General features: G+C 55.8%; 21 protein-coding genes and 1 tRNA gene. 9 read left to right on the forward strand and 13 right to left on the reverse strand.

Going from position 1 to position 26080, the window contains the following annotated elements; genetic code table 11:
* Window positions 1-235 precede the first annotated feature (235 nt).
* Window positions 236-640: an acyl-CoA thioesterase gene (locus A7E78_RS12390; protein WP_072284573.1), complete on the forward strand. Its 405-nt coding sequence runs from the start codon at window positions 236-238 to the stop codon at window positions 638-640.
* 234 nt (window positions 641-874) lie between these two features.
* Here A7E78_RS12390 and A7E78_RS12395 read toward each other — a convergent pair whose 3' ends face one another.
* The 5 genes from A7E78_RS12395 to A7E78_RS12415 all read right to left on the reverse strand — a co-directional run bounded on the left by A7E78_RS12395 (window position 875) and on the right by A7E78_RS12415 (window position 5814).
* Window positions 875-2188, reverse strand: a complete 1314-nt coding sequence (locus A7E78_RS12395) for a M23 family metallopeptidase (protein ID WP_072284574.1) — start codon at window positions 2186-2188, stop codon at window positions 875-877.
* 57 nt (window positions 2189-2245) lie between these two features.
* On the reverse strand, window positions 2246-2641 hold the full coding sequence (locus A7E78_RS12400) for a hypothetical protein (protein ID WP_072284575.1): 396 nt from the start codon (window positions 2639-2641) through the stop codon (window positions 2246-2248).
* 39 nt (window positions 2642-2680) lie between these two features.
* Entirely contained in the window at window positions 2681-3073 is a 393-nt protein-coding gene (locus tag A7E78_RS12405) for a phage holin family protein (RefSeq protein WP_072284576.1), read from the reverse strand.
* Window positions 3074-3260: 187 nt separating this feature from the next.
* Window positions 3261-3683: a fasciclin domain-containing protein gene (locus tag A7E78_RS12410; RefSeq protein WP_072284577.1), complete on the reverse strand. Its 423-nt coding sequence runs from the start codon at window positions 3681-3683 to the stop codon at window positions 3261-3263.
* Window positions 3684-3783: 100 nt separating this feature from the next.
* Complete coding sequence (locus A7E78_RS12415; RefSeq protein WP_072284578.1) at window positions 3784-5814, reverse strand: ATP-dependent helicase; 2031 nt, start codon at window positions 5812-5814, stop codon at window positions 3784-3786.
* A gap of 493 nt (window positions 5815-6307) precedes the next feature.
* Between A7E78_RS12415 and A7E78_RS12420 the strand changes: the two genes are divergently transcribed.
* The gene (locus tag A7E78_RS12420; RefSeq protein WP_072284579.1) at window positions 6308-6490 is read left to right on the forward strand and encodes a hypothetical protein; all 183 of its coding nucleotides are present in this window, start codon (window positions 6308-6310) and stop codon (window positions 6488-6490) included.
* Window positions 6491-6743: 253 nt separating this feature from the next.
* Here the strand turns inward: A7E78_RS12420 and mnmL are convergent, their stop codons facing one another.
* Complete coding sequence (gene mnmL, locus A7E78_RS12425; RefSeq protein WP_072284580.1) at window positions 6744-7661, reverse strand: tRNA modification radical SAM protein MnmL/YtqA; 918 nt, start codon at window positions 7659-7661, stop codon at window positions 6744-6746.
* Between the two features lie 229 nt (window positions 7662-7890).
* Here mnmL and A7E78_RS12430 point away from each other — a divergent pair, with 229 nt between their 5' ends.
* Entirely contained in the window at window positions 7891-8769 is an 879-nt protein-coding gene (locus A7E78_RS12430; RefSeq protein WP_072284581.1) for a lysophospholipid acyltransferase family protein, read from the forward strand.
* Window positions 8770-8872: 103 nt separating this feature from the next.
* On the opposite strand, the gene A7E78_RS12435 is transcribed toward A7E78_RS12430, so the two are convergent.
* Window positions 8873-8948 (reverse strand) — tRNA-Asn (locus A7E78_RS12435).
* 336 nt (window positions 8949-9284) lie between these two features.
* Between A7E78_RS12435 and A7E78_RS12440 the strand changes: the two genes are divergently transcribed.
* The 4 genes from A7E78_RS12440 to A7E78_RS12450 all read left to right on the forward strand — a co-directional run bounded on the left by A7E78_RS12440 (window position 9285) and on the right by A7E78_RS12450 (window position 14860).
* Window positions 9285-11126 carry a thiamine pyrophosphate-dependent enzyme gene (locus tag A7E78_RS12440; protein WP_335743807.1) on the forward strand — a complete coding sequence of 614 codons (1842 nt, stop codon included), beginning with the start codon at window positions 9285-9287 and terminating at the stop codon, window positions 11124-11126.
* Complete coding sequence (locus A7E78_RS15660) at window positions 11123-12010, forward strand: hypothetical protein (protein ID WP_335743808.1); 888 nt, start codon at window positions 11123-11125, stop codon at window positions 12008-12010. The genes A7E78_RS12440 and A7E78_RS15660 overlap by 4 nt, the downstream gene beginning before the upstream one ends.
* A gap of 2 nt (window positions 12011-12012) precedes the next feature.
* Entirely contained in the window at window positions 12013-13146 is a 1134-nt protein-coding gene (odhB, locus tag A7E78_RS12445) for a 2-oxoglutarate dehydrogenase complex dihydrolipoyllysine-residue succinyltransferase (protein ID WP_072284582.1), read from the forward strand.
* A 538-nt stretch (window positions 13147-13684) separates the two neighbouring features.
* On the forward strand, window positions 13685-14860 hold the full coding sequence (locus A7E78_RS12450; RefSeq protein ID WP_072284237.1) for an integrase core domain-containing protein: 1176 nt from the start codon (window positions 13685-13687) through the stop codon (window positions 14858-14860).
* 338 nt (window positions 14861-15198) lie between these two features.
* Here A7E78_RS12450 and A7E78_RS12455 read toward each other — a convergent pair whose 3' ends face one another.
* The 6 genes from A7E78_RS12455 to A7E78_RS12480 form a co-directional block, all read right to left on the reverse strand.
* Window positions 15199-15561 (reverse strand): molybdenum cofactor biosynthesis protein MoaE, encoded by a 363-nt coding sequence (locus A7E78_RS12455; protein ID WP_072284583.1) that lies wholly within the window; start codon window positions 15559-15561, stop codon window positions 15199-15201.
* Between the two features lie 99 nt (window positions 15562-15660).
* The gene (gene trxB / locus A7E78_RS12460; RefSeq protein WP_072284584.1) at window positions 15661-16626 is read right to left on the reverse strand and encodes a thioredoxin-disulfide reductase; all 966 of its coding nucleotides are present in this window, start codon (window positions 16624-16626) and stop codon (window positions 15661-15663) included.
* Entirely contained in the window at window positions 16619-17488 is an 870-nt protein-coding gene (gene lipA, locus A7E78_RS12465) for a lipoyl synthase (RefSeq protein WP_072284585.1), read from the reverse strand. Before lipA ends, trxB begins: the two co-directional genes overlap by 8 nt.
* Window positions 17489-17557: 69 nt before the next feature.
* A complete protein-coding gene (locus tag A7E78_RS12470) occupies window positions 17558-22096 on the reverse strand; it encodes a glutamate synthase-related protein (RefSeq protein WP_072284586.1) in 4539 nt (1512 codons plus the stop codon).
* A 153-nt stretch (window positions 22097-22249) separates the two neighbouring features.
* Window positions 22250-22912: an isoprenoid biosynthesis glyoxalase ElbB gene (gene elbB, locus A7E78_RS12475; protein WP_072284587.1), complete on the reverse strand. Its 663-nt coding sequence runs from the start codon at window positions 22910-22912 to the stop codon at window positions 22250-22252.
* A gap of 142 nt (window positions 22913-23054) precedes the next feature.
* Window positions 23055-23648, reverse strand: a complete 594-nt coding sequence (locus A7E78_RS12480; RefSeq protein ID WP_072284588.1) for a helix-turn-helix domain-containing protein — start codon at window positions 23646-23648, stop codon at window positions 23055-23057.
* Between the two features lie 122 nt (window positions 23649-23770).
* Here A7E78_RS12480 and A7E78_RS12485 point away from each other — a divergent pair, with 122 nt between their 5' ends.
* Window positions 23771-24559, forward strand: coding sequence for an HAD family hydrolase (locus tag A7E78_RS12485; protein WP_083553088.1), 789 nt, complete (start codon window positions 23771-23773; stop codon window positions 24557-24559).
* A gap of 64 nt (window positions 24560-24623) precedes the next feature.
* On the forward strand, window positions 24624-26051 hold the full coding sequence (locus tag A7E78_RS12490; protein ID WP_072284590.1) for a Do family serine endopeptidase: 1428 nt from the start codon (window positions 24624-24626) through the stop codon (window positions 26049-26051).
* Window positions 26052-26080 lie beyond the last annotated feature (29 nt).

Here is a 26080-nt window from a genome sequence, read left to right on the forward strand (position 1 = left end):
ATCTAATCCTTGACCCGCTGTACACTCTGGGCTAGATTGGCAATTTCTTATTGTTGGTTTCTTCCAGGGAGGAAAGCAGGGGCAGGTAAAGATGACCCCAGCTTGAAATGCTGTCCGAACAGTGCCTGGCCCCATTGGGCGGTTCTTGTCTGAGTGTCTCTGCCTTCCTCGCTTTCAATATTGGGCAGTCTCTTCAGCTGAATTTGCAGGCCGTTGAAGAAGAGTTGAGCGGGATATGGAACCCTTCGTCCACAACAGGATCGTCACCATCAACGATACGGACATGTTCGGGGTCGTTTACTACCTGAATTATCTGCAATGGTGCGCCGAGGCCAGAGAGTTGTTTGCCTTCAGGTATGTCGAAGGGTTTCCGGAAAAGCACCTTATTTCCGTAGTCGATATGGACACGAAGTATTTCGCCCCGGCCAGGCTGAAGGAAGAGATAGCCATCCAGGTCCATCTCGATTTTACGGACCGGAAAACCACCCACCACATGTACTTCGATCTGCGCCGGAACTCGGACGGCAAGCAGATCGCCACCCACTGGCAGACCCTGCTGTTTACCTCCCTGAACGGTAAAATCCTGAAACTGCCTGAACAGGCCGTAGAACTTATCGAGCGTTGCCGTCCGAAAAGTTGATGAAGCGTCAGTGTTTTCTAAGCTTTTCCCTTGCCGGGGCATCGTGACTCAACATGAACTTTTGCTACACTGTTAGCAGTTCTCTGTCTCGCGGATAGATTCATGAAAGAACAGGCTCTGCGTAAGTTGCACTCACGAATTGAATCCAGGAAATAAAAAGCTGCTGGCCCGATCGGGCCAGCAGCTTTTGTTTTAAGTATGATGTGCCGGTAAAGCATACCGGATGGCGGATGATCAATAAGCTGCCGGTGGCGGAGCCAGGGCGGCTTGCCATTTATCGGTGAAGTTGTGCTTGATCCAGTTGGGGTCCCACCATTCCAGGGGATTGACCGGGATGCCGCCGATGGTCACAGCGTAATGCAGGTGGTCGCCGCCGGCCATGCCGGTTGCACCGGTGCGGCCGAGGATGGTGCCTTTATCAACCTGGTCGCCGGTACTCACACTGATGGTACTGAGGTGAGAATAGAGGGTCTGCAGGCCAATTCCGTGGTCGATAATGACGCAATTACCGTAGATGCCGAGGTAATCGGCGAAGACCACTTTGCCGCTGTTGGCTGCCGGGACCGGCGAATTGGCCAGGGAAGCGAGGTCGTGACCGAGGTGAGTCTGCTGATCGACCTTGTTTCCGCCGTACATATAGGAGCGCACCTCATTGAACCCGGCTCGGTTGGCGGCGTTAGGCAGACGCAGGAAGGCTCCTTGCCAGGTGGGGCTGGTGACGGTCAAACTGCCCAGCTCTTTTAGCTTGGCTCGGTTCTGTACCCGCAACTCGCGATTGACGCGCAAAAAGATGTCGAGCATGTTGTCGGCATCGGGGTAGAGGTCCTGGAACTCGGGCATCTTGCTGTCGAGAAAACCTTGACTCAGGTTGATTTGATCCCGCTTGGGCGGCCGGGGGTTGGTGTGATAGTAAAACCCAGCTTTACGTTCGTTGCCGGCTGCGTCGACGGCGATCACCCGTGGCAGAAAATCGGCCTGGGCCATGTTGAAAGGGAAGGCGAACAGGCAAGCGTAAAAACCTTCATCCTGCAGGTAGCCTGGGAAAAAGTGCTCGCCGACCTGCACACCGCTACGTTCCACATTTTCGGAGACTTTGTACAGCACCAGGCCGGCTCCGCTCTGGTTGATATTGTGAGCACGGCTCAATACCGATACGATCGGCGGTCGGGAATCGAAATCGAAGCTAAAGCTTTGGCTGACGCTGTTGGCAAGAAGAGCCTGATCGGTAGCGGTCACCTGGATAGATAGCGGGCTGTTGTTGAGCTTGATGTCTTTCAGGCTCAGGTCAAGAAGTTGGCTGGCGGTGCCCCGGGGAAAGTCGGAACGCAGGATCTCAACGGTCTTTTCACCCTGAGTGATGGTAACCAAAACGTTTTTCAGGCCTGCCCCGTCATCCTCCAGGGTCAAGATCGGCGGGCGCTTAGCCGATATGGGGCCGCTGTCGGGAGTCAGAATCAGGCTGGGTGCCTGACTGTCCCGAAGCAGAAAATAGCCGCCGGCGGCAACGACGATGAGAAGCAGTAAAATAGTAAGCGCATAATGTTTCAAGGGTGGTCCTCCAGAGCAAAGGTGGGTGGATAGCCGAAGTGTCAGGGGAAAAGTCGGTCAGCCTCGCACCAGACGATACCAACCGGAAGCAAGCAGTCCCCAGAGCAGGCACAGGCCGCCAATCAATACAGGTGTCAGAGCCCCGTAACCGAACCCGAACAGGCCCTTGCCCTGGTTGGGGAAGAACACCAGCAGAGCGTATGCGGTCGGTGCCAGGCTGATCAGGATGCCTCGCATCGGTACTTGGTTGGGCAGCATCGGCAGGGCCAACAGCAGCCCGCAGAGGCCGCCGAACATGAGGCGGGCGTAAAGCCAGCCGGTGGTAAGACGGGGCCCCAGGGCAACTCCCATCCAGGCCGTGACACCATCTCTCCCTAGCAACCAGAAAACCACGCAGGCAACCAGGGCGGCAACCGTGCCGCTGACATAGGCCAAGCTCAATTTGCGTAACATCGATTCCTCCGAAAATTCAAAACAAAATAAATAGAAAGTTTATTCCCAGCGCCCTCGTTTTTGCTGAAGGGTGATGACCTCCATCTTTCCTTGATCGTTGATCATGGAGGTCAGCAGCCAGCTGACGATGCCTATGACCAGTGAACCGAAGATCGCCGACCAGAACCCGGCAATATGAAAGCCGGAGATGACCCCGGAGACCATCATCAACATCAGGGCGTTGATAACGAAAGTGAACAGGCCGAGGGTGAGAATGTTGAGGGGCAGGGTTAGCAACAGCAGTAGCGGCCGAAGCAGGGCGTTGAGAATGCCGAGAATGGCGGCCGCAAAAAAGGCCGAAAAAACGCCACTGACCTGGATGCCGGGTAACAGATAGGCGGCTGCCATGATGGCCACCGTCAACATCAACCAGCGCACTAAAAGACCTTTCATTGCTTTCCCCTCCGAGAGTTGCCGGCACGAAAATGTGAAGGACGTTTTTCGGCCCGGCCAATGGTATCAAGGATAACGGATTTTTCCTTGTCTGGGAAGAGGGTAGGGCTCCTTTTGTTTTGGAGGCCGGAAACATAAAAACCGCGCCCGAAGGCGCGGCTCAAGTTCGGGAGAAGGGGCAGGCGGGTCAACAACAGGCGCAATACCAACCGGAAAATTTAGGAAGAAATACATTGTCGATAACGTGAATTGTGCCGTTGCTGCAGGCAATGTCGGTAGCGACCAGATAAGCATTGTCGATCTTATACTGGCCTACGTCCAGCTGAACGGTCAGTTGTTTTCCACTCAGGGTGTAGATGCTCTCGGTCTGCTCGATGCCCGCCCTGTCGATTTTCTCCTCGACAATATGGTAGCTCAGGGTCGACTTCAGTTTGTCGAGGTCGTTTACCAGGTCTTCGACATTGATACGGGTGAAGGCTTGATCGTTAGGGGCAAAAAAGGTGATGGGACCTGCTTCGTTGAGTCGTTCTTCCAGGCCGGCTTTTTTCAGGGCGGACAGCAGGGTGGTGAAGGAACCGTCCTCTTTCAGGGTGCTAAGGATGTCGTTCATGTCTGCTCCTTTGCTGTTTGCACCACATCTTTAAAAAGGTTGACAGATACGGTAATAATTATAGCGGTTAGGACGGCTAACCGCAAGATAGTCGCCGGTTTCAATCGGCCAGCATCTGCTGGATGCCGGCGAAAAAGCTGGTTGCCCGTTGCTCCTGTTGATCGGGGTCGAGGGGTTGGGGAGTGTCGCTGTCGATGCGGTTGAGGAGTTCCTTGGGAATCTCCTCGAGAAAGGGACTCGGCACCCGGACCTGCAATTGGCCGTATTTCTTGCGTTTGGCGGCGTGGAGCAGGGTCAGAGTACGCTGGGCGCGGGTGATGCCGACATAACAGAGGCGTCGCTCTTCTTCAATATCGGTAACGACCGATTTTTTGTGGGGCAGCAGGTCGTCTTCCAGACCGACCAGGAACACATGGGGGAATTCCAGACCCTTGCTGGCATGCAGACTCATGAGTACGACCGCATCTTTTTTAAGTTTACTCTCCTTGTCGTTACGGCCCGGTTCGTCGCGGTCGAGGAGAGAGACCTTTTCCAGAAAGCCGGACAGGCTCGGAGTGGCTTCCCGTTCTTCGTAAGAGGCCATGGCGTTGATGACCTCGGCGACATTGTCGGCCCGTCGCCGACCCTTTTCCGGGTCTTCAGCCGTTCGGTAGATTTCCTCTTCCAGGGCCAGGTCGCTTAGTAGTTCGCGGGCGGTATCACTCAACTTGCCCAGCTGAAAGCGGCGCCGAAAGCGCTCTATGAGCCGTACAAAGTCGACTATGGCGGCCCGGACCTTGTCTCCCAGTTCGGTGATTTCTTCCGCGTCTTTCAGGACCTGCCAGAGGGGGCGGTTTTCAGCCAGGGAGTGGCGAATAAGGTGGTCGGCGCTGGTGGTGCCGATGCCCCGCTTGGGAAAGTTGAGGATGCGCAACAGGTTGATTTCGTCCTGGGGATTCTGCAGAAACTTGAGATAGGCCAGTACGTCCTTGACCTCCTTGCGGTCGAAAAATTGTTGGCCCCCGATGAGCACATAGGGGATGTTGTCGTACCGCAGCTGCTCTTCAAAAGCTCGCGACTGGGCATTGGTCCGAAACAGTACGGCGAAGTCGCTGTAGCGGCATTCATCAGCGTAGCGCTCGGCCTGAATGCTTTCCACCACCATGCGGGCCTCGTCTTCACCGTCGTCGCAGCAGATGCAGTGAATGGGTTTGCCGGGACCGCCGGCGGTCCACAGGGCTTTGTCCTTGCGCTTCTGGTTATGGAGTATGAGGGCGTTAGCCGCTGACAGAATATTACCCGTGGAACGATAGTTCTGTTCCAGCTTGATCAAGCTGGTCCCGGGAAAATCCTTTTCGAAATCGAGGATGTTGCCAAGGTCGGCCCCTCGCCAGCCGTAGATGGACTGGTCATCGTCACCTACCACGCACAGGTTGCTGTGGGAAGCAGACAATAGGCGCAGCAGCTGGTACTGAGCGGCGTTGGTGTCCTGGTATTCGTCAACCATCAGATAGCGAAAGCGCTGTTGATATTTATCCAGCACGGCTGGCCGTTCCTGTAGCAGGCGCACGGTAAGCATGATCAGGTCATCGAAGTCGACCGCGTTAAAGGCTTTGAGGGCGCGTTGGTAGCGGGGGTAAACCTCGGCGGCCAGGCGCCCGTATTCGTCGTCGAAGCGTGGTCGAAAGGCCTCCGGCGGCTGAAGGCCGTTCTTGGCATCGGAGATCAGCCACAAAATCCGGTCGGCATCGATCTTCTGGTCACCCTGGTGCAGGCCGGAGCAGATGTCGCGGATCAGCCGGGTCTGGTCGGCGGTGCCGTAGATTGAGAAATTCTTTTTGTAACCGAGTTGGTCAATGTCCTCTTTAAGAATACGCATGCACAGGGCGTGAAAGGTAGAGACCACCATGCCTTTGCAGCGTTTGCGCCCGACCATCTCTTCGGTGCGCTGCTTCATCTCGCGCGCTGCTTTATTGGTAAAGGTCACAGCCATGACCTGTTCGGCCGGCACCTTCAGGGTACACAACAGATGCGCGATACGACAGGTGATAACCCGGGTTTTTCCGGATCCTGCGCCCGCCAGCAACAGCAACGGTCCGTCGACGTGGCATACGGCGGCCCGTTGTTGCTCATTTAGATTGGAAAGAGGCATAGAATGTAGTTCAAAAGGGGAGAAAGTTGATGCATTCGCAAAAACTCATAGGATTGCTAAACATAAAACCGGCTATAAAGGAGCCGGCTTCTATGGTCGATTCATATAGCGGAATCTTACCACGGTCCTTGGAAAAAGGGCAAGGTGAGCAGTGCTGCCGACGGCAGTCCGGGTAGTGAAAGAGGATCTTGGATGGCGGTTAAAGCTGCTGAGTATAGCGTTGCAGTCTGGCTAGGATCTCTTTCCGTTCTTTGCGTCTCATCCAGTATTTGAGCCAGGCCATGTTTGCCTCCTGTCAGAGCGCTTTGCTCTACAAAAAAAAGATAGGAGTACAATAATTGGTAAAAATTAAGATTAAAGTTATGTTAACAAGTGCGCTTTGTCCAGCTAAAAATGACATTTATTTAGGGGTTGAGAGGAAATAAAGCTTTCATGTGGGTCAAAAAGCGGGGAAAGTGCGTATTAGCACAGTTGGTTTTGCGGACTTGCGAACTTGTTTCTGCAGTTTTTGCCTCTTGATTTTCTCCTGTTATTTCTGTATGTTGCCGGCATGTTTAAAGCTACGGTCATTATTCTCAGTCTCGTTTGGGCTTCGTTGCTGCTGATCTCTTGGAGCGGCGCCGAAAATCCACCATCTCAAGTCAATGCTGTTGCCTTCGAGCAGCACGGCTTCTGAGCGTTCTCTGCGACCTGTCTTGGCGTGCGGAAGGGTGTTCCTGTTTCAATTTCCTGATTTTCAGCATTCGTGATGGCGTCGCAAAAAGTCCGTCCTACGGCGTTACGGTGTTTTTTCAGGACCTCGACATACCTGATATATGCCTTCGCCCCTGAAAAAACACCAAGCCTTGTAGGACAAGATTTTTGCTTAGCATCCTTCGTTTTTTTACGAAGCCATTATTCTTATTTCTCCTTGAACTAGCTCCGAGCCGTCAGCCGTCAAAGCGGCTGCCCTGCTTCGTGCCCCGGTGTTTGAATTCGGCATCGATGGCGTTGAGGACCTGCCACTTGTTCAGAGACCAAAGGGGAGCCAGCAATCGGTCACGGGGTCCGTCGCCAGTCAAACGGTGAATAAGGGTTTGGGGTGAAAGCCGTTCCACCATATCGACTACCAGAGACACATAGTCTTCCTGCGATAAGATCTCCATTTCTCCCTGCCGATAGAGATCGCCCAGTCCTGTTCCTTCCAGTACGTGCAGCAGATGCAGTTTGATGCCGTCGACGCCCAGTCGCGCCATCTCCTCGGCGCTGGCCAAAATCTGCTCCCGATTTTCACCGGGCAGACCCAGGATAAGATGAACGCAAACGCGCAGTCCTCTTCGCTTCGCCTGGTGGTAAGTCTTAACGAAAGTGTCATAGTCGTGTCCCCGTCTCAAGCGATTCAGGGTCTGGTCATGAATGCTCTGCAGTCCCAACTCCAACCAAAAATAGCTGCGCCGGTGGTATTCGGCAAGCAGGTCAAGAACTTCGGGTGGCAAACAATCGGGCCGGGTACCGACTGCCAGGCCGACCACTCCTTCGACGCCCAGAGCTTCATCGTAGAGACTGCGTAACCGGTCGACGGGGGCAAAGGTGTTGGAAAAGGGTTGAAAGTAAGCCAGAAAGTGCTCAGCTTTATATTTGCGGACCATGACTTCTTTGCCCGCCTGGATTTGTTCGGCCACCGAAAGGGCTGGTTCGATCCCTGCCGATCCGGAACCGGAGGGATCGCAGAACAGGCAACCGGGCTGGTCGCGGGTAGCGCCGCGATTGGGGCAGGAAAAACCCGCATCGACCGAGATTTTATGCACGCGCCCGCCGAAGCATTGTTTCAGGTGGCTGGAAAAGAGATTGTAGGGTTTGTTATTCATGGGATGGATTCTGCCACGGACCAGTCGTTGCGGGCAAGGCGGAAAGGTTAAAATTTTGATGGCAAAAAAATAAGGCCCGGCGGCTTGTTACAGGATCCTGAAGGGGTTGGCTTGCCTTCTGCGAACTCTTCTTGTTGACAGCAGTAAAAATAATTCGCAACATGCGTTGCAGTGACGCAGCAATGTCCCGTGAAGCTTTCGAATAAAACATTCTGAGGTAGGTTGATAGATGAAAAAAAAGCGCACCTTTAAAAATATCTTTGAAAACGCCCTGTTTTTGCCCCTCTACGTCCTTGTCCGGCATCTGCCCCGCAAGGCCGCCCTCTGGCTTGGTGCAGGGTTCGGCCGGCTACTGGGCCGGTTCATGTCCAGCAAACGTCGAATCGCCACCAACAATATGGCCAAGGCCTTTCCCGAATTGAGCGAGGCCGAACTTCGGCAGCGGATTAACGCCATGTTCGTTCACATCGGCAAAAGCGTCATGGAGATGCTGCGTCTCGACCTTTTTCGCAAAACGGATCTTGGAGATATCTTTCATGTCAAGGGGCTGGAGAATCTTCAGCAGGCTTATGACTGCAATCGCGGCGTGATTGTGTTGAGCGGCCACGTCGGCTTCTGGGAAGTCGGTACCTTTTTATTCCCCATGCTCGGTTTTCCCTTCGATTTTGTGGGCAAGAGGATGAAAAACCCCCTGGCTGACCGATTTATTACCCGGCTGCGGGAGTCGGCTGGCGGGCGTTGTATCGACAGCAAGAGCGGAGCGCGAAAAGTCCTCAAATCTCTGAATGAGAAAAGGGGGGTGGCCGTATTAATCGATCAGCACCGCAGCTCCAGAGAAGGGGTGGCGGTACCGTTCTTCAATCGCCCGGCCATGACCACCCCAATTATCAGCCGTCTGGCGATGAAGTACCAGATTCCGGTGGTACCGGTTTTTTCCTATCGTACCGCCGATGATAATTACGATGTCGAAATCCAGCCGATGTTCTTTCTACAAGATGAGCCTGAATCTTCAGTAGAAGAGAATACTGCTCTGCTGACCTCGATTATCGAAGAGGCCATACGTAAAGATGAGACGCAGTGGCTCTGGCTTCATCGGCGCTGGCGCTGAATCTCGCTTCGATACTTTTTCGAGGAAGCTCAGCCAGGCGATAAGATGTTGACACCGTGATAACACAAAAAGGCCTCACGATTTCTCGTGAGGCCTTTTAATATGGCTCCCTCTGCTGGGCTCGAACCAGCGACAATCTGATTAACAGTCAGATGCTCTACCAACTGAGCTAAGAGGGAATGATCGGTGCTTTTATATAGGATTTCATTGTTCTTGCTGGCATTTCCTGCCTTCGGGCTGAACCTCAGGGTTCCCGCCGGAAGTGAATTGAGTTTATACACTCTGGTAAGAAAGATGTCAAGCAGGAAAATGAGCAAAAAAAGCCCGCCGGTTTTTCTCTGCCAACGGTTCAGGGTAGGCTTCATTTGTTGTTCAGCGGCGGTCTGCAGGGCACCTTCATCGATTGCATCCTGAAAGGCAAATTGCTATAATTCTCTGGCCTTAACTGACCAACCGCCGCGGTCCTTCTGCCGCATCGATGTTTTTGCACCCGCAAGACGAACTATCGGCAGCCCATGTCCCTGGAACATAACATCAGTCCCCAATGGCTGGAAGCTCAATACCGGCTTTGGCAGCAGTCTCCTGAGCGCCTGTCCCCCGAATGGCAAAGCTTTTTCGAGGGGTTCGATCTGGCTCGACAGGCCGGGCTTCCGGCCATAAAGGAGGAATGCCACAGTTGTCCGATGGCCCTCAAACAGTCGGCGGTCGATGCCTTGGTCTATCGTTATCGGGATATTGGCCATCTGTTGGCCTGCACCGACCCCTTATCACCCTGTAAAACTGAACATCCCCTCCTGGCCCTGGAGACTTTCGATCTGGATGAAGCCGATCTCGATGAGGTTTTCTATGCGCGCCATCTGCCTGAAGGGCATGCTGATCTGCGTGAAATCATTCATCACTTGCGTGTAACCTATTGCCGGGCCATCGGTGTCGAGTTCATGCATATCCAGAACCCTATCGAGCGGAACTGGCTTCTGGAACGTATGGAAAAGGTGCATAACCAGCCGGCCTTCTCTCGCCGGGAGAAACTGACGATTCTGCGCAAACTACAGGAGGCGACCCTCTTCGAGACCTTTTTGCACCGCCAGTTTCTCGGTCAGAAACGGTTTTCCCTGGAGGGGGGCGAGGTGATCATCCCTCTGTTGGACCGCATGGTGCACAAGGCGACCTCCTTGCAGATTCAGGATCTGGTTCTCGGTATGGCTCACCGTGGTCGCCTCAATGTGCTGGCCAATATTTTCAGCAAGCCGCTGGAAAATATTTTTGCCGAGTTCGAAGACAATATCGAGTTTCACTTTGTCGGCGAGGGGGACGTCAAATACCATCAGGGGTTTTCTACCGATCTAGAGCTCGACGAAGGGCCTCTGCATCTGACCCTGGCCTCCAATCCGAGTCACCTTGAAGCGGTCGATACGGTGGTCGAGGGCAAGGCGCGCGCCCGTCAGGACGAACTGGGTGCTCAGGGTGAACAGCGCGTGCTTCCGGTGCTGATTCACGGAGATGCCGCTTTTGCCGGCCAGGGCATGGTGGCCGAAACCCTCAACTTGTCCCAGTTGGCCGGCTATCGCACCGGCGGTACCCTGCATATTGTGCTCAACAATCAGATCGGTTTCACCACGGTACCGAAGGATGCCCGTTCGACCACCTATGCCACGGATGTGGCCAAGATGCTGATGGTACCGATCTTTCACGTGCATGGCGAAAACCCGGAAGCGGCGGCCTATGCCGTCGATCTGGCTCTCGACTATCGGCAACGCTTCGGGCGCGACGTGGTGCTGGAGGTTATCTGCTATCGCCGCCAGGGCCACAACGAAGGGGACGAGCCTTATTTCACCCAGCCATTGATGTACGATAAAATCAAGCAGCGGCCGACAATGAGTGACCTCTATGCCCGTCAATTGTTGGATGAGGGCATTTCCCCGCAGGAGATTGACCACCAGGCGGAGTCTATTCAGAAGCGATTGGAGCAGGCCGCTGCACGAAAACATCAACAGTTGGATGTTGGCTATGGCGGTAAATGGCAAGAGATCACTCGCGAGTTTGCTCCGGTGACTCTGGAGACCGGCGTCGATGAGGCCACTCTGGTGGCCCTCGCGGAAAAACTTGCTGCCTTCCCGGCCGGTTTTTCTCCCCATCTGCGGATTGCCAAACTTCTTGACCGGCGTCTGGCTGCCGTCAAAGAAGGGAGCGGTATCGACTGGGCTAACGCTGAAGCCTTGGCCTTTGCCTCTTTGCTCGCCGAAGGCCACACCGTGCGTTTATCCGGACAGGACAGCCGGCGCGGTACCTTCAGCCAACGTCATGCCACCCAGTTCGATGTCACCAGCGGTGAGGAATACACCCCCTGGATACGGTGACCAAAGATGCCAGCTTCTATGCCTATGATAGCGCTCTTTCCGAGCCGTCGATCCTTGGCTTTGAATATGGTTATTCGCTGGAAACTCCCTATGGTTTAACTCTCTGGGAGGCCCAGTTTGGTGATTTTGCTAATGGTGCCCAGGTCATTATCGATCAGTTCATTGCCGGCAGCGAGCGCAAGTGGAACCGGGTCAGCGGCCTGGTGCTGTTGCTGCCGCACGGCTACGAAGGGCAGGGGCCCGAACATTCCAGTGCCCGTATGGAGCGCTTTTTACAGCTTTGCGCTGCCGACAACCTGCAAGTGGTTTATCCCTCTACACCGGCCCAGTTTTTTCACCTGCTGCGCCGCCAGGTCAAACAGCCCTTTCGACGTCCGTTGATTGTCTTTACTCCCAAGAGTATGTTGCGCCATCCGGTTTGCCGCTCCCATCGGAACGAACTGGCCAGCGGTCGCTTTCAGGAGATCCTGCCGGATGGGGCCGCCTCGGAACAGGTGAGAACCCTGCTGGTTTGCACAGGGAAGATCTATAATGACCTGCTGGAACATAAGGAGCGGGAGGGGCGGACAGATGTGGCGCTGTTGCGTATCGAGCAACTCTACCCCTTGCGGGATGAGATACTAGAAGAATCCTTATCATTCTACCCAAAGGCCAATCGTTTGGTCTGGGTCCAGGAAGAACCGCGCAATATGGGGGCTTGGCAGTTCATTGCGCCGCAGTTGGCTCGTGTTAGCGGTTTGACGCCGGTTTATGTAGGCCGCCTGGCGATGGCTGCACCGGCCGGTGGTTCTCATCGTTGGTTCAAAAGCGAACAGGAACAGATCGTTAGCAGAGCCTTTGCGGGCAAAGGTGATGAATCGCACGGAACATTAGCGAAGGAATAGCTATGGAATTGAAAGTCCCGGAAATCGGCGAATCGATCTTTGAAGCACTGTTGGTCAAATGGCACCAAAACGATGGTGCCAGTATCAGTAAGGACGATCTGCTGTGTGAGCTGGAAACGGACAAGATCACCCTGGAACTGCACGCCGAAACGAATGGCGTGTTGTCAGTCAGTGTTCCGGAAGGAACGATGGTTAAAGTTGGCGAGGTGATTGCCGTCCTCAAGGAAAGCGAAGAGTCGGTTATCCCGGAAGCACAGCCGGTCTCAGAAGCTCCTGCTGCTGAATCCGTTGCCCAGCAGTCAACGGCTGCACCGGTGACTGTTGCGCCGAAAGAGGTTCTTGCAGCGGAGCCGGCGGTGGGTGAGACAACGGCGACGAAGCCGCTGCCACCAATAGCGCCCCCAGTCCCCGAACAGGCGCCGTCTTCGGATCAGGACGACCGTATTACCCGTCAGCCCCTGACTCCCATTCGCCGTCGTATCGCAGAAAGGCTGGTCGCTGCCCGCCAGCAGACCGCCATGCTGACCACCTTCAACGAAGTCGACCTGAGCCGAATGCAAGCTCTGCGGGCCAAGCATCAGGAGACCTTTCGCCAGCGGCATGGCGTTAAGCTGGGATTGATGTCCTTTTTTGTTAAGGCGGTGGTTGAAGCTCTTCGGGAATACCCCCTGGTCAACGCCCGCCTCGAAGAGGATGCGATTGTCCAGCAGCATTTTTACGATATCGGTATCGCCATCAGTGCCGAAAAGGGTTTGGTGGTGCCGGTATTGCGGGATGCTGACCGTCTGCATTTCGCTGAAATCGAGCAGGCTATCATCGATTATGCTGAGAAGATTCAGAGCAATCGCCTGGGCGTCGCCGATCTCAAGGGCGGCACTTTTACCATTACCAACGGCGGGGTCTTCGGTTCTCTGCTCAGCACCCCGTTGCTCAATCCTCCCCAGTGCGCGGTACTTGGCATGCACACCATTCAGCAACGGCCAGTAGTGCGGGATGACGAGATCGTGATTCGGCCGATGATGTACCTGGCTTTAAGTTACGATCATCGGCTACTCGATGGGCGGGAAGCGGTCGGCTTTTTGAAGCGGGTTTGTGCTTATGTTGAGGAGCCGGAGGAGATGTTATTGGAGTTTTAATGGTATGTTTCCGGTAGGTTGAAGAAAGATCTACATCGCTGGGTTGCGTCCGCGGCAGGGGAGGGAGGGGTGTCAGGTTTTACGTATTACGCTTTAAGCCTCACGATTTACGGTTTCACCCTCTGAGAGTGCCGCCAAACGCAGGGATTTTAATCCGGAACAGAAAGACGTCTGAGCGTAGCGAATCTCGTCTTTCCCGGATTATAATCCCGAAGAGAGGGAACCCGCCGCAGGCGGGCCAACGGGGGGCGACCTTCTTTTGGTTACTTTTCTTGGTCGTCAAGAAAAGTAACTCGCCTGGCCGGGCGAAACCGGCCGACTTTAAAGGTGGCGTGGATCAGCTTTCCAGCGTTATTGGAGAAAAAATCAAGGTCGCGGGGTTGCGCCCCCGCCCGACGCCTTACTCTTTTTCTGCGCGGCAAAAGAGTAAGCAGAAAAACGCGCCCCGGTACGGTTCATAAACATAGGTAACACTTTAGTTCAGGTACATGGGTAACACTTTTTGTATCCTATAGGCACTTTCTACAAGGAGGTGCCCATGCCCTGGAAAGAGGTGAAACCTATGGACCAGAAGCTGCTGTTTATTGCCGACCACCTTCGAGCGATGGACACCTTCAAAGGCCTTTGTCACCGTTACGGTATTAGCCGAAAGACCGGCTACAAGTGGGTGGCTCGCTACAGGGAACTAGGTTTCGAGGGGTTGCAAGACCAACCTCGGAAGCCCCATCAACACCCCCTGAAGACACCCTTTACCGTACGCAAAGCGATCATTGGCCTCCGTTCAAGCCAGCGGGATCCGCCGGGGCCGAAAAAGATTCAAGTGCTACTGAGGCAGAACCACCCAGAATGGGACATCCCTTCCAAGACGACCATCTACAAGGTCCTGGCGGAGGAAGGATTGATTCGTCCTCAAAGACGGCGCAAACCGGTTCCTGTCGGTCAGCAGCCCTTTTCTCCAGTGCATCACCCGAACGATGTCTGGTCGGCGGACTTCAAAGGGCAATTCAAGACTAGAGATGGCACTTGGTGTTATCCACTCACCGTAATGGATCATCAATGCCGTTACCTTTTAGAATGCATAAATTTTCCAGGGCCGCGGCTAGAACCAACCAGAGACGCTTTTGAATCCCTTTTCCGGGAGTATGGGTTGCCATGGCGCATTCGTACCGATAATGGCGTACCCTTTGCCTCTAACTCGCCCGGTGGACTGTCCCAGCTATCCAAATGGTGGATTCGCCTGGGCATCGTGCCAGAACGAATTGAACCGGGAAAGCCTCAACAAAATGGGCGGCATGAACGGATGCACAGAACACTTAAGAACGCTACGGCCATTCCTCCGGCGCCAACAGCCCAGCTTCAACAGCAGGCGTTTGATGCATTTCGCCAGCAGTACAATAACGAACGCCCTCATGAAAGCCTTGGACAAACAACACCGGCATCGAAGTACAGTCCCTCAACACGCAGCATGCCTGAAAAGCTACCGGAGATAGAGTATCCTGGCTACTTTCGAATTGCCTTAGTTCATCACAGCGGCATCATTCATCATCAAGGGCATCGTGTTTACGTCGCCGGCCTTCTCAAGAGCGAAAAGGTCGGTGTCGAAGAAACCGCTGATGGCATCTGGGACGTTCATTTTGGACCATTGAGATTAGGCAGCTTCGATATGCGGGATATCAAGAAAGCCCACAACGACTACTTGAAGCTTAATGTGTAACCTATGTATGCGAACTTTTGTGTTACCTATGTCCTTGACTCGTACACCCGGCTCCTTGCCCTGCGGGTTCCCTGCGCTGCGCAGACGTTTTGCGGGCGGGGAAAAACTCGCTGCGCTCAGACAGTTTCCCCGCCTGATCGCAAAACATCCACTCCGCTCCGGCTGTGTCACAGGGGGGAGAGAGTCTAGGTCATATTCAAAATCATTCGTCGGTACAAAGAGAAGTAAGACGCCCGGCCGGGTAAGAACGGCCGACCGGGTCTCACAACAGCAAAGAGCCATGGTATCTTTTCGAGACCATGGCTCTTAATCTGTTTAAGAGGATGTCGGCGACAGCCTTAAACTTTGTCCTCGGTCTTGCTCACTGCCTCGTCCTTAATACGGTCGAGCAACTCGGCCAGCACCGGCTTAACATCCTCGCGCAGGGCGCCAGCGACGATGATGAACAGCAGGTCGTCTCCGGGATAGAGCTTGCCCTCGCAGGCTTCGGCCATCACCTTGTAGATGCCCGGCTTCTGCTCGTACTCGCGGCACAGTTCGGCGACCTTGGCGTGGTCGGCCTGAACATTGACAGCTTCGACTTCACTTTTGTCGCCCCGCGACCAGCTTCGCACTATGCCGTTGTGAACCAGTACCATGCCGACGTTCTTGGCAAATTCCGGGTCCTTTTTCAGTTCCGCCAGAGTTTGACTGATATCCATTTATCCCTCCTCGAATGCGCGTAATTAATAAAGATGTCATTTTATGTCGTTGACAGTTAATGCCAGTTGCGCGGCCATCTGTCAAATGAAACCCATTTTTCATTCGCCACACTGCAGACAGTCGGCGTCATCAACGCATTCGAGATAGCGCTGAGATTGCATGGCCGCCATGCAGCCGCTGCCGGCGGCGGTGATGGCCTGGCGAAAATGGGGGTCCTGCACATCTCCGGCGGCAAATACGCCACAGACACTGGTCTCTGTGCCATTTTTTGTTGTCAGATAGCCCCAGTCGTCCATCTCCAGTTGGCCTTTGAACAGACCGGTGTTGGGATGGTGGCCGATGGCGATAAAGACACCGTCGCAGGTTAAATCATTTTCTTTTTCGGTCTTTAGATTCTTGACAGTCAGGCCCTGAAAGCCGGTCTTTGGGTCGCCTTTCAGGGTGGTGACCACCGAATCCCACAGGAACTCGATTTTTGGATGTTGCAGGGCACGTTCGGCAAGGATCGGGCCGGCCCGCAGTTCGTCGCGGCGGTGGATGACGGTGACTTTGCTGGCGAACCGGGCCAGGAACAGGGCGTCTTCCATGGCGGTATCGCCGCCGCCGACCACGGCTACTTCCTTATCGCGATAGAAAAACCCGTCGCAGGTGGCGCAGACCGATACCCCGCGGCCGTAGAGTTCCTTTTCGTTGTCCAGACCGAGCATGCGCGGCGAGGCCCCGGTACAGATGATCAGAGACCGGCAACGGTAGGATTGATCATCGACCCAGACTCGAAAAGGCTGAGAATCCAGTTCGACTTTTGTCACCTCGCCATCGACCAGTTTGGTACCGAAATGCACGGCCTGGTCGCGCATTTTCTCCATCAATTCCGGGCCGTCAACGCCCTCGGGAAAGCCGGGAAAGTTTTCCACCAGGGTGGTACCGGTGAGTTGGCCGCCGGGCTGAATGCCGGCGATCAGCAGGGGACAACAGTTGCTGCGCGAGGCATAGATGGCTGCCGTGTAACCGGCCGGACCGGAACCGAGAATAATCTGATCGTGAACACCGTTTTTTTCAGGCATGAGAACCCTCCTCGTATTGTTCAGCGGCATGATATGACGAACGCACCAACGGCCCGGATTCAATCCCGGAAAAACCCAGCTCTTTGGCCTTTTGAGCCAGTTCGGTGAATTCCTGCGGCGGCAGATAGCGCTGCACTGGATGGTGTTTCTTGCTGGGGGCCAGATACTGACCGAGGGTCAGTAGAGTGACTCCGGCTGCCCGAAGATCTTTAAGCACGGGCAGAATTTCCTGGTGGCGTTCGCCAAGACCGAGCATCAGTCCCGACTTTATCGGCAGCTCTGGGGCTTGTTGCCGAATCTTCTCAAGCAACTGAAGAGACTTCCGGTAATCGGCCTGGGGTCGAACTTTGGGATAGAGGCGGGGTACTGTCTCGATATTATGCCCCAGAACATCGGGCGCAGCTGCGACAATGGCAGCTAGTGCCCTCCAGTTGTGTTGCAGGTCGGAAATGAGCAGTTCGATACGGCAGGCAGGGGAACGCTGACGCACCGCCTGCATTACAGCGACAAATTGGGCTGCACCCCCATCGGGCAGATCGTCGCGGGTAACGGCGGTAAAGACTGCGTGCTGCAACTCCAGTTCTGCTACCGCCTCTGCCAGTCGTTGAGGTTCCGTTGGATCGGGGGCAGAGGGAATGCCCTCGCCGATGTTGCAGAATCGGCAGGTGCGGCTGCACTTGTCTCCCAGCAGCATAAAGGTCACGGTGCCGCTATTCCAACACTCTCCGCGGTTGGGGCAGGCGGCATCATAGCACACAGAGCGCAGTTGCCCCTGGTGATGGTAGGCAAGAATTTGCCGGTAGCGAGGTCCGTGGCCCAACGGCGCCCGAAGCCAATCAGGGTGGGGATAGGGCAGAGTCATGGGATTTTCGTTTCGTATTTTGATAGTCAGGACCGTTGGCCTCCATGGTCCTATGTTGCCGGGTTATTGCTATTCGGTGGTTACCGGCGGTTCTGGTCTATCATCCTTGGCGACAATCTTGACGAAGCAGCCGGGACAGCTTTTACGCACTTCCTCGACCCAGCGGACTTCGGCTGCTTGCTGCGAATAGAGAAGTTCCCGCTCGTATTCACCGAGTAGGCGGCTGACCGTGGCGCAATCGGCTGCGTCGAGGGGCCGAATAGCCACTTGTGCTCCCTTGGCCAGGCGTCTGTACAGGGCCTTTTCGGTGAGTCCCATGGTTTCGTCGAGATGGCAATAAACAGTGCCGCCGGTCATGCCCGAACAGAGCCAGGGACCGGGATCTCCTAGAACCACGGCCTTGCCGTCGGTCATGTATTCGAAGGCAAAGCCCTTGAGATTGGCCCGGCCGGCAATATTCCCAGCTCGGTCGTCGACAGGTTGATGGATATGCCCGCCCAGAACCACCTCTGCCCCCGAAAGGCGAATGCAGGCCCGACTGTCCGTGTCTCCCTGTATGAGGAACAGGCCTCCGGTAGCGCCGTAGGCCAGGCCCTTGCCGACCGCACCGCCAACCCTCTGTCCCTGGCGGTTTTCCCCTTTGAGGACCACTATTTTGCCCCCCGTAGCTCCCTTGCCGACTCCATCCTGAGCGGCGCCCTCGACCCGATAGTTGATGCGGGGGATATTGAAGGCGGCCAGGCCGTTGCCTGGAATGGCTCGACGCCGGAATTGCAGCAAAACCCGCTTTTCCGCCGGCCAGCGTCCTTCGAGTTCGCCGCGGGTCATGGTGCCGGCCAGGTAGGTGCCGATAGCCCGGTCACTGCTAGAGGCGCTGTCGTCCTCGTAACGAACACGATCCTCGGGACCCTCAAAGGCTTCGGTGACCAGGCTTGAAATAAGCGAAGTCAGGTAGTTGAGGGGCTTGCGGATGATGCGTACATCGCTTACCGAACGGGGTTCCTGGACAATTTTAACCGGGGCGAGCAGCTCGTCCAGGTCGAGACTCTCGAGGCCCCTTTGCTGCTCAAGCAATTCGGCTTTGCCAACCAGGTCCTGAGTGCGGTGGAAGCCGAGACGGGCGGTGAGCAAGCGAATCTCCTCGCCGAGAGCACGAAAAAAGGTGGTTTCGTAGATGATACCGTTTTCCAGGACCCGCGGCACGAATCGTTTCTGCCCCTGGGCGTGGGCTTCTTCCAGCGTTTCCATCTGGGTAGCGATGCCGACGTGGCAGGTGCCGAGATGACAGGTCCGGCAGGCGGTGCAGCCGATGACCACCATCGGCAGGGTGCCGAAACCGACCCGGTTAGCGCCGAGCAGCAGCATCTTGACCACGTCGCGGCCGCTGTGCATGCCGCCATCGGCCCAGATTTCCACCTTGTGACGTAAGCCGGCTTCGGCCAGGGCGCGATGGGCTAATCTTACACCGATCTCTGCCGGCAAACCAACAAACTTGATGGCATGCCGGCGGGCGGCGCCGGTACCGCCGTCGTAGCCGCTGATAGTGATAATGTCGGCACCGGCTTTGGCGATGCCCAGGGCGATAGTACCGATACCGGCCACCGCTGGCACCTTGACCGAAATGCGAGCACGGGGGTTGGCGGTCTTCAACTCCTCGATGATTTGCGCCAGATCTTCGATAGAGTAGATGTCGTGATTGTTGGAGGGGGAAATGAGCGTAACCCCTTCCTTGGCATGGCGCGCCTCGGCAATCTTGGCCGTGACCTTGAACCCCGGCAGGTGGCCGCCTTCGCCCGGTTTGGCCCCCTGACCGATCTTGATTTCGAGAAAATCAGCCGAGTTGAGCAACGCCATGTGGGCTCCGAAGCGTCCTGAAGCGATCTGCTGGCCACGGTTGCGGCGGTAATTGCCCAGCATGTCGGGGATTTCTCCCCCTTCGCCGTTCATGCAAATGATATTGAGTCTTTTTGCAGCCTCAGCATAGATGCGAAAGGCCGTTTCCCCCTGGGACCCGAAGCTCATGGCGGAAAAGAGGATCGGCAGATCGTGGCCGCCGATGGTCGCATCGACCTCTTTGGGATCGACGGTCAGCGGTTCGGGAAAGGAGAAGCCCAGCAGATGACGGATAGCCAGAGGATTCTCGATTTTCAGCTGACTGATGAGCTTGGACAGGTCGGCGTAGTTGGCTTCCATCTTTGCCACTGAAGCGACCATTTTCCAGATCCGGGGATAGAGGCGAAATTGGCCCACCAACGGTTGTTTTTTTCGGCTTCGAGCCAAACGGCTTCGTTCCAGCCAAAGCTCTTCCAACTTTTCCAGGGTCAGGCCGCCCCGGGGCGAACCGCAGAAGTTGGGTACTCCAAAGATTTCAGCCAGTTCCGGCCCCAGGCCGATGGCGGCGAAGGGGCGCCCATAACCGCCCAATTCGTGACACCCCATGGTCGACATGACTTTTTCAAGGCCTTTGGCCAGCACGGTAATCAATTGTTTCAGGCCGGAGGGGAATTCGTCGGCCAGTTCCCACATCAAATAGGGGCAGAGAGCATCGGCGCCCATGCCGATGGCGAAGATCAGGTCGTGCAGATTACGCAGGGCACCGGAACGCACTACCAGAGACGTGCTTCGACGCAAACTGCGTCCAGCCCCATCCTCAATGTTGCTGAGGGCTCGATGCAGATGAGGCACCACCAGAAGCGGATCGATAAAACTGTTGCCGCTACTAAAAGCACTACTGTCATCGATCAGCAGCAATGAGGCTCCATTGGTGACGGCTGCCAGAGCATCATCCTGCAGTCGTTTCAGGGCTTGGCGAACTGTTTCGCCGCGGCGCAGGTTACAGGCCAGGGTGCGATGACGGTAGCGTCCGCCGCCAAAATGGCCAAGCAGCTGTTCCAGAGAGAGCGTTCCGAATTGTGACGCCATGGCTGCGTCGCCTGCCTGCGACGCAAGGCGGCGTCCGCCGGTGAGTAGCGGTACGTCAAGGGCAACGGCTTGCCGTACCCGTCCCTGCAGGCGTGGGGCAGGGCCGAGATAGACCCGCGTGGAGAAATGCTCCGCTTCACGCTCCCTGTCGATGGCCGGGTTGGTAACCACGGCGACCTGTTCTTTGAAAAAGTCCGCCAGATTCTGGCTGCTGGTGGCAATGGCAGCGAGAGGCCCGTCGTATCCGAGAGAAGAGATGGGTTCTTGCCCCTTCTCCGCCATAGCCCGCAGATTGCGCAGGTCGCTGCTTTTCCAGGCCATGGCCGATAATAAGTTGTCCCGCAGCAACCCCTTGCTACGGCCGAAAGCAGCGATTGCCGTCTTCTTGCTCGATTGTAGCTGCCGGGCATGGGTCAGCTTGCGAGTATGCCCGGTCAGAGACGTGCGGCGACTGAAACATTTGTATACCGACTGCCGTAGCTCTTCATGAGTGAGTACGGTCACCGGTTGCCCGCTTGGGGCCAGCAGCCCGATCTTTTCTCCGGGAGCCAGGGTTATGGGATCGGAAACAATCTCGTCCTGCGAGACGACGCCGACTTCCGAGGAAACGAAATATTCCCTTTCTGTTTCGCCGAACCACAGGGGCCGCAGGCCCATAGCGTCGACACTGAAAACGCAGTGACTTCCAAGCCGGGAAATAATGGCCGCAGGCCCCTGGGCGCTGGCTTGGAACATATGGCGGAAAAAGGCGTACATGGGGCGCAGCTCTTCGGGCAGCTGCTTATGATCATTAAAAATCGGTGGAAAGATCAGTTCCATGGCTTCGAACAGGGACAGGTCGAAGCGGCGGATCAATCCTTCCAGAATCCGGTTGAGATCCTGAGAATCGCTGCCGCCGAGGGGGAGTTCTATTCCCAGCAGCCGGGCTTCTTCGCGCAAGCGGGGGATGGTGTTGATTTCGCCATTATGGCCGAGCAGGCTGAAAGGCTGGGCGCGCAGCACGTCAGGCAGGGTGTTGGTGGAAAAGCGGCTGTGGCCGATCGTGAGTGCCGAGAGGAAGTCCCGGCGTTTCAGATCGGGGTAGTAGCGGGCGAGCAATTCAGGGGCGCCGAGAACCTTATAGGAAGCAACCTGGGTCGAGAGAGAGGCGACATGAACCGGCAGCTTTGTCTCCAGAGCCAGATGCAGATCGTAGAGGATTTTACGGAGATCGCTCTCGGCCGGTCCCTGGCAGGCCAGTTGCCAGAAAAAGGGTTCCGCCTGACGGGCGTTGACGGACAGGACTTCGCTGCGTACCGGACAGGGCCGTTCAACAAGCAGCTGCAGGCCGGCAGCGGCAAAGAACTCCAGGATTTTGCCACGTAAGGCGGCCTCGGGGGCAGCAGCCTCTGCCGGCAACAGCAGGTGGGCGACCACGAAGCGGTCACTTTCAGCCAGGTCGGCAGCGTAGCCGGATTGGGCCAGGCGTTCCTGCCACAATAAACGGGGGATATCGCTCAGTATGCCGCAGCCGTCGCCCTCGCCACGAATTTCGCCGGCTCGGTGCCCCATCTTGATCAAGGCGTCGATGGTTCGTTGCAGGTTGCCGTGGGTCGGCGTGCCGAGCTTCTTGATAAAGCCGATAATGGCGCAGGCATCCCGCTCTGGTGGCGGGGCAAAGGGACTGTTGCTGGCGGGCAGAGTCATGAGAGCTCCCGGGAAAGGTCATTGGGGTCCGGATCGATTCGTTAACTACTCCCTTTATTCTAACCCAAGATGCACGGTCCTCAATAGACGAAAGGGGGCCGGCCTTTCGGCTGCCCCCCCTTTGCAGAGATTCTTGATCGGCGGTTATGGCGATCAGCGTAATTTAAGCATGAGTTTGATGGCTTTATCGATGCCGACGGCGACCTGGGCGATGTTGTCCGCCAGCATGTAGGCCGGGGTGGTAACGAGCTTACGTTGTTTGTCGACTACCACCTCATCCACAGGGCAAGCCACGTGCTTGACGCCCATGGAGTCAAGGGTCGCGGCGGTGTCCCTGTCGGTGCCGATGGTCAGTGTTGCGGGGGGCTGTTGTTGACCAAGTATTTTGGCCAGCATGGCGGGAGCGATACAGATTCCGGCCAGGGGTTTTTCGGCCGCCAGCATTTCGGCGACCAAACGCTTTACCTGTTCGTTGACGGTACAGTCGGCCCCTTGAACGGCGAAGTCACACAGGTTTTTGGCGGCACCGTATCCGCCTGGAAAGACCAGAGCGTCAATATCGTCTGCCTTGACCGTGGCAATGTCGAGAATCTGGCCCCGGGCGATGCGGGCCGATTCGACCAACACGTTACGGGAGCAGCCATCTTCGGTTTGACCACTGAAATGATTGATAACATGCATCTGTTCCATGTCCGGTGCCATACACACAGCTTCAGCACCGGCTTTGGCAATGGCCAGCAACGTCAGGACTGCTTCATGGATTTCACTGCCGTCGTAGACGCCGCACCCGGCCAGCACAACTCCGACTTTGATCATGACATTACCTCCTGGTCTTTGCGAAAGCATCAAGTTTAACCGTCGGCCTTTGTTGGCCAAGGCTGTTTATCCATTGTCGTGAGATTTAGGGTAAGGCTCTATTAAAGTATCTCCCCCGGTGCAATAGTCAAGCAATGCCCCGTTAATCCCTTGAATAAACCACGGCTACCGCGCGCACCGGATCCGGAGCAATACCGACAAAGCCATGGGGTTCTTTGGAGTCGTAATAGATGGAATCGCCCGGATCGAGGGTCATGACCTGGTCGCCGTAGTGGAACTCCAGTTTGCCGGTAAGTAGAAAGATAAATTCTTCACCTTCGTGGGTTTCCAGCAATTCGTCCTGCCAGGGCCTCACGTCGAATTCGATGAGAAAAGGCTCGAGGCTACGCTGTTTTTTTCCGTAAGCCAGAGAATGGTAGTTGTAGGGGGAGCGCCCCTGGCTGCGGCTGGCTCGCCAGTCCATGCGGCGGCTCTCGCCGGCCCGTACCAGGACACATTTTTCAGCTCCATCCTGTTCCTGAAAAAAGGTCTGCAAGCCGACCTTAAGCGCTTTGGAGATGCGCAGCAGGGTCGCAAGGGGCGGTATGACCTGTTCGTTTTCGATCTGCGACAGCAACGGCTTGGAAAGGCCTGTCGCCTCGGCAAGGTTTTGCAGGGTCATGCGCCGTTCCTGGCGCAGGCGGCGGACCTTAAGGCCGATGAGCAAGCCTTTGACTTCTTCTCTGATATCGTTCATTGATGACTTACCTCGTTGTATTTATTGAATTCCTACCTTGCATGGCCATGGCAAGTCAAGGACTTATTGCCGGCTTAGCGGCAGTCTTTTGGTTCTTTGACGACACTTGAGGCCATGCTATCATGGAGCTACCTTTTTACCAGCGAATTGAGAGTGTTTTCTGCATGAACTGCCCGTCATTGCCACCTATCGAGGCGATCCTGTTCGATCTCGATGGTACCTTGCTCAATGTCGAAATGGATGCCTATATCTCCGGTTATGTGCGAGGGCTGGCGCGCCATTTCAGTGACCTTGCCAATCGCTGCCGATTTGCCGATACGGTGGTGGCAACCGCTTTCGATCTGCTCAAGGCCGATTGCGGCGAACAGACCATGGAAGAGCTTTTCCTTGATTTGCTCCAAGAGCGTCTCGGTATCAACGCCGAGCTCTTTCGCGACCGATTGAACCAGTATTGTGACAATGGTTTGCACCGCCTGGCGCCCCTGGTGCGCCCCTTTCCCCTGGCCCGCAAAATCTTACAGTATTGTTTCGACAGCGGTCTTCGGGTGATTATCGCTACCAACCCCGTTTTCCCTCTTCCGGTGGTTGAAGCGCGTCTGAAATGGGGCCAGCTGGATGATTTTCCTTTTGAGTTGATCACCAGTTATGAAAACAGTCGATATTGCAAGCCTCATCGTCAATATTTCATGGATATTCTCTATTCTCAGGACCTCACTCCGCAGCAGACGATCATGGTTGGCAACGATACCGAATACGACCTGCCGGCCCAGCGGGCCGGGCTGACCACCTTTCTTCTGGACACCTGTCTGATTGACCGGCAAAACCGGTTGGCTCATGCCGATTTTTGCGGTAGTCATCAAGACCTGCTGGAACTGGTCCGCTGTATCGTCGCAAACCGCCGAAACAATTGACACCGGGGGCCTTTTTGGTTACTCTGCTGGTTGTTTTTCTCTGTTGAAAAAGGTTTTTTCCGTCATGAGTATCTATCGCTTTGTCCTTCTGGCCTGCCTGCTGGCAGGCGTCCTTCTGGGGGGCTGCCGAGAGCAGCGTCAGGAGGCCAGCATTCCCGTTTCGGTACGGGACAGCAAGGTCGCGCCTCCAGTAGAGAAGCCGCCGAAGGAGTTGCTCACTACCCAACGGGCTTTTAGCGAGGTGTCGACGAAGGTTACCCCGGCGGTAGTCAATATTCAGGCGGCGCGGGTTCGCCGTGGGCCGCAGCTCGGCCCGATGTTCGAAGATTTTTTCGGAGAACTGTTCAAGCGTCATCCTCAGCGTCAGCAACAGACCAAGAGCCTTGGTTCCGGAGTCATCATCAGCGCCGCAGGTTTTATTTTGACCAACGAACATGTGGTCAAGGGAGCCGAAGAGATCAAGGTCAAGCTGGCCGACGGACGTGTTTTCGACGGCGAGTTGATCGGCACCGACCCCGATACGGATGTGGCGGTACTCAAGATTAAGGACAGCAACGAGCTGCCGGTAGCGGTGCTCGGCGATTCGGATGCTCTGCAGGTCGGCCAGTGGGCGCTGGCGATCGGCAATCCCTTCGGTCTCGACAGCACCCTGACCGTCGGCGTGATTTCGGCGACCGGTCGTACCGATGTCGGTATCGAGGCCTTTGAAGATTTTATTCAGACCGACGCCTCTATCAATCCCGGCAATTCGGGTGGGCCGTTGCTGAATATCTACGGCGAGGTGATCGGCATCAATACAGCCATCGTCGCTTCCGGTCAAGGTATCGGTTTTGCCATCCCTATTAATCTGGCGCGTCTTATCGCCGGTCAATTGATGGAGAAAGGCGAGGTTGTTCGCGGTTATCTGGGGGTCGGTATTCAGCCCCTCTCCCCCGCCTTGGCCGAGTCTTTTGGTCTGGATCGCCCTACCGGTGCATTGGTTAATCAGGTATTGGCCGGTTCGCCAGCCAGTGTGGCCGGGTTGCGCCGCGGCGATTTGTTGTTGACCTATAACGGCCGTGAGATCAGTGGGGTGCGTAGTCTGCAGTTGCTGGTTGCCAATACCCCCGCCGGCGGTACTGCCGAACTCGGCATTCTGCGGGACGGTGAGCGTATGCAGCTGACGGTGACCATTGTCAGCCGCGAAGAGCAAGCGGCCGCGAACGAAGCCACGGAGTCGGGCAAGATCCGGGACGGCCGCAAGACCGGTTTGGGGCTGACTGTGATTCCTGCCGAAGAGGGCGGGGTGAGGATCGAGGCTGTCGACCCCGAGGGCGCCAGTGCCAAGGGCGGCGTACGTCCCGGGGACCTGGTTCTGGCTATCAACCAATATAAGATCACAGACCTGTCTTCTTTTGAACGGGCAGTGCAGGGTATCAAGCAGGCCAAGTATGTACGATTGCTGCTCAAAAGGGGCAGTGCGACACTCTACCTGGCCTTTCCGGCATCATGATCGGCACCGGGGCGGACGATTCTTCATCG

The sequence above is a fragment of the Syntrophotalea acetylenivorans genome (assembly GCF_001887775.1).
Taxonomy (GTDB): Bacteria; Desulfobacterota; Desulfuromonadia; order Desulfuromonadales; family Syntrophotaleaceae; genus Syntrophotalea_A; species Syntrophotalea_A acetylenivorans.

What these genes read in the sequence shown, in the direction of transcription:
- A7E78_RS12480 (WP_072284588.1), bottom strand. Translation starts at nt 23,648, where the DNA reads ATGAACGATATCAGAGAAGAAGTCAAAGGCTTGCTCATCGGCCTTAAG.
- A7E78_RS12450 (WP_072284237.1), top strand. Translation starts at nt 13,685, where the DNA reads ATGCCCTGGAAAGAGGTGAAACCTATGGACCAGAAGCTGCTGTTTATT.
- A7E78_RS12440 (WP_335743807.1), top strand. Translation starts at nt 9,285, where the DNA reads ATGTCCCTGGAACATAACATCAGTCCCCAATGGCTGGAAGCTCAATAC.
- A7E78_RS12400 (WP_072284575.1), bottom strand. Translation starts at nt 2,641, where the DNA reads ATGTTACGCAAATTGAGCTTGGCCTATGTCAGCGGCACGGTTGCCGCC.
- A7E78_RS12490 (WP_072284590.1), top strand. Translation starts at nt 24,624, where the DNA reads ATGAGTATCTATCGCTTTGTCCTTCTGGCCTGCCTGCTGGCAGGCGTC.
- A7E78_RS12485 (WP_083553088.1), top strand. Translation starts at nt 23,771, where the DNA reads ATGGAGCTACCTTTTTACCAGCGAATTGAGAGTGTTTTCTGCATGAAC.
- lipA (WP_072284585.1), bottom strand. Translation starts at nt 17,488, where the DNA reads ATGACTCTGCCCTATCCCCACCCTGATTGGCTTCGGGCGCCGTTGGGC.
- A7E78_RS12415 (WP_072284578.1), bottom strand. Translation starts at nt 5,814, where the DNA reads ATGCCTCTTTCCAATCTAAATGAGCAACAACGGGCCGCCGTATGCCAC.
- A7E78_RS12405 (WP_072284576.1), bottom strand. Translation starts at nt 3,073, where the DNA reads ATGAAAGGTCTTTTAGTGCGCTGGTTGATGTTGACGGTGGCCATCATG.
- odhB (WP_072284582.1), top strand. Translation starts at nt 12,013, where the DNA reads ATGGAATTGAAAGTCCCGGAAATCGGCGAATCGATCTTTGAAGCACTG.
- A7E78_RS12470 (WP_072284586.1), bottom strand. Translation starts at nt 22,096, where the DNA reads ATGACTCTGCCCGCCAGCAACAGTCCCTTTGCCCCGCCACCAGAGCGG.
- elbB (WP_072284587.1), bottom strand. Translation starts at nt 22,912, where the DNA reads ATGATCAAAGTCGGAGTTGTGCTGGCCGGGTGCGGCGTCTACGACGGC.
- A7E78_RS12390 (WP_072284573.1), top strand. Translation starts at nt 236, where the DNA reads ATGGAACCCTTCGTCCACAACAGGATCGTCACCATCAACGATACGGAC.
- trxB (WP_072284584.1), bottom strand. Translation starts at nt 16,626, where the DNA reads ATGCCTGAAAAAAACGGTGTTCACGATCAGATTATTCTCGGTTCCGGT.
- A7E78_RS12455 (WP_072284583.1), bottom strand. Translation starts at nt 15,561, where the DNA reads ATGGATATCAGTCAAACTCTGGCGGAACTGAAAAAGGACCCGGAATTT.
- A7E78_RS12430 (WP_072284581.1), top strand. Translation starts at nt 7,891, where the DNA reads ATGAAAAAAAAGCGCACCTTTAAAAATATCTTTGAAAACGCCCTGTTT.
- A7E78_RS12410 (WP_072284577.1), bottom strand. Translation starts at nt 3,683, where the DNA reads ATGAACGACATCCTTAGCACCCTGAAAGAGGACGGTTCCTTCACCACC.
- mnmL (WP_072284580.1), bottom strand. Translation starts at nt 7,661, where the DNA reads ATGAATAACAAACCCTACAATCTCTTTTCCAGCCACCTGAAACAATGC.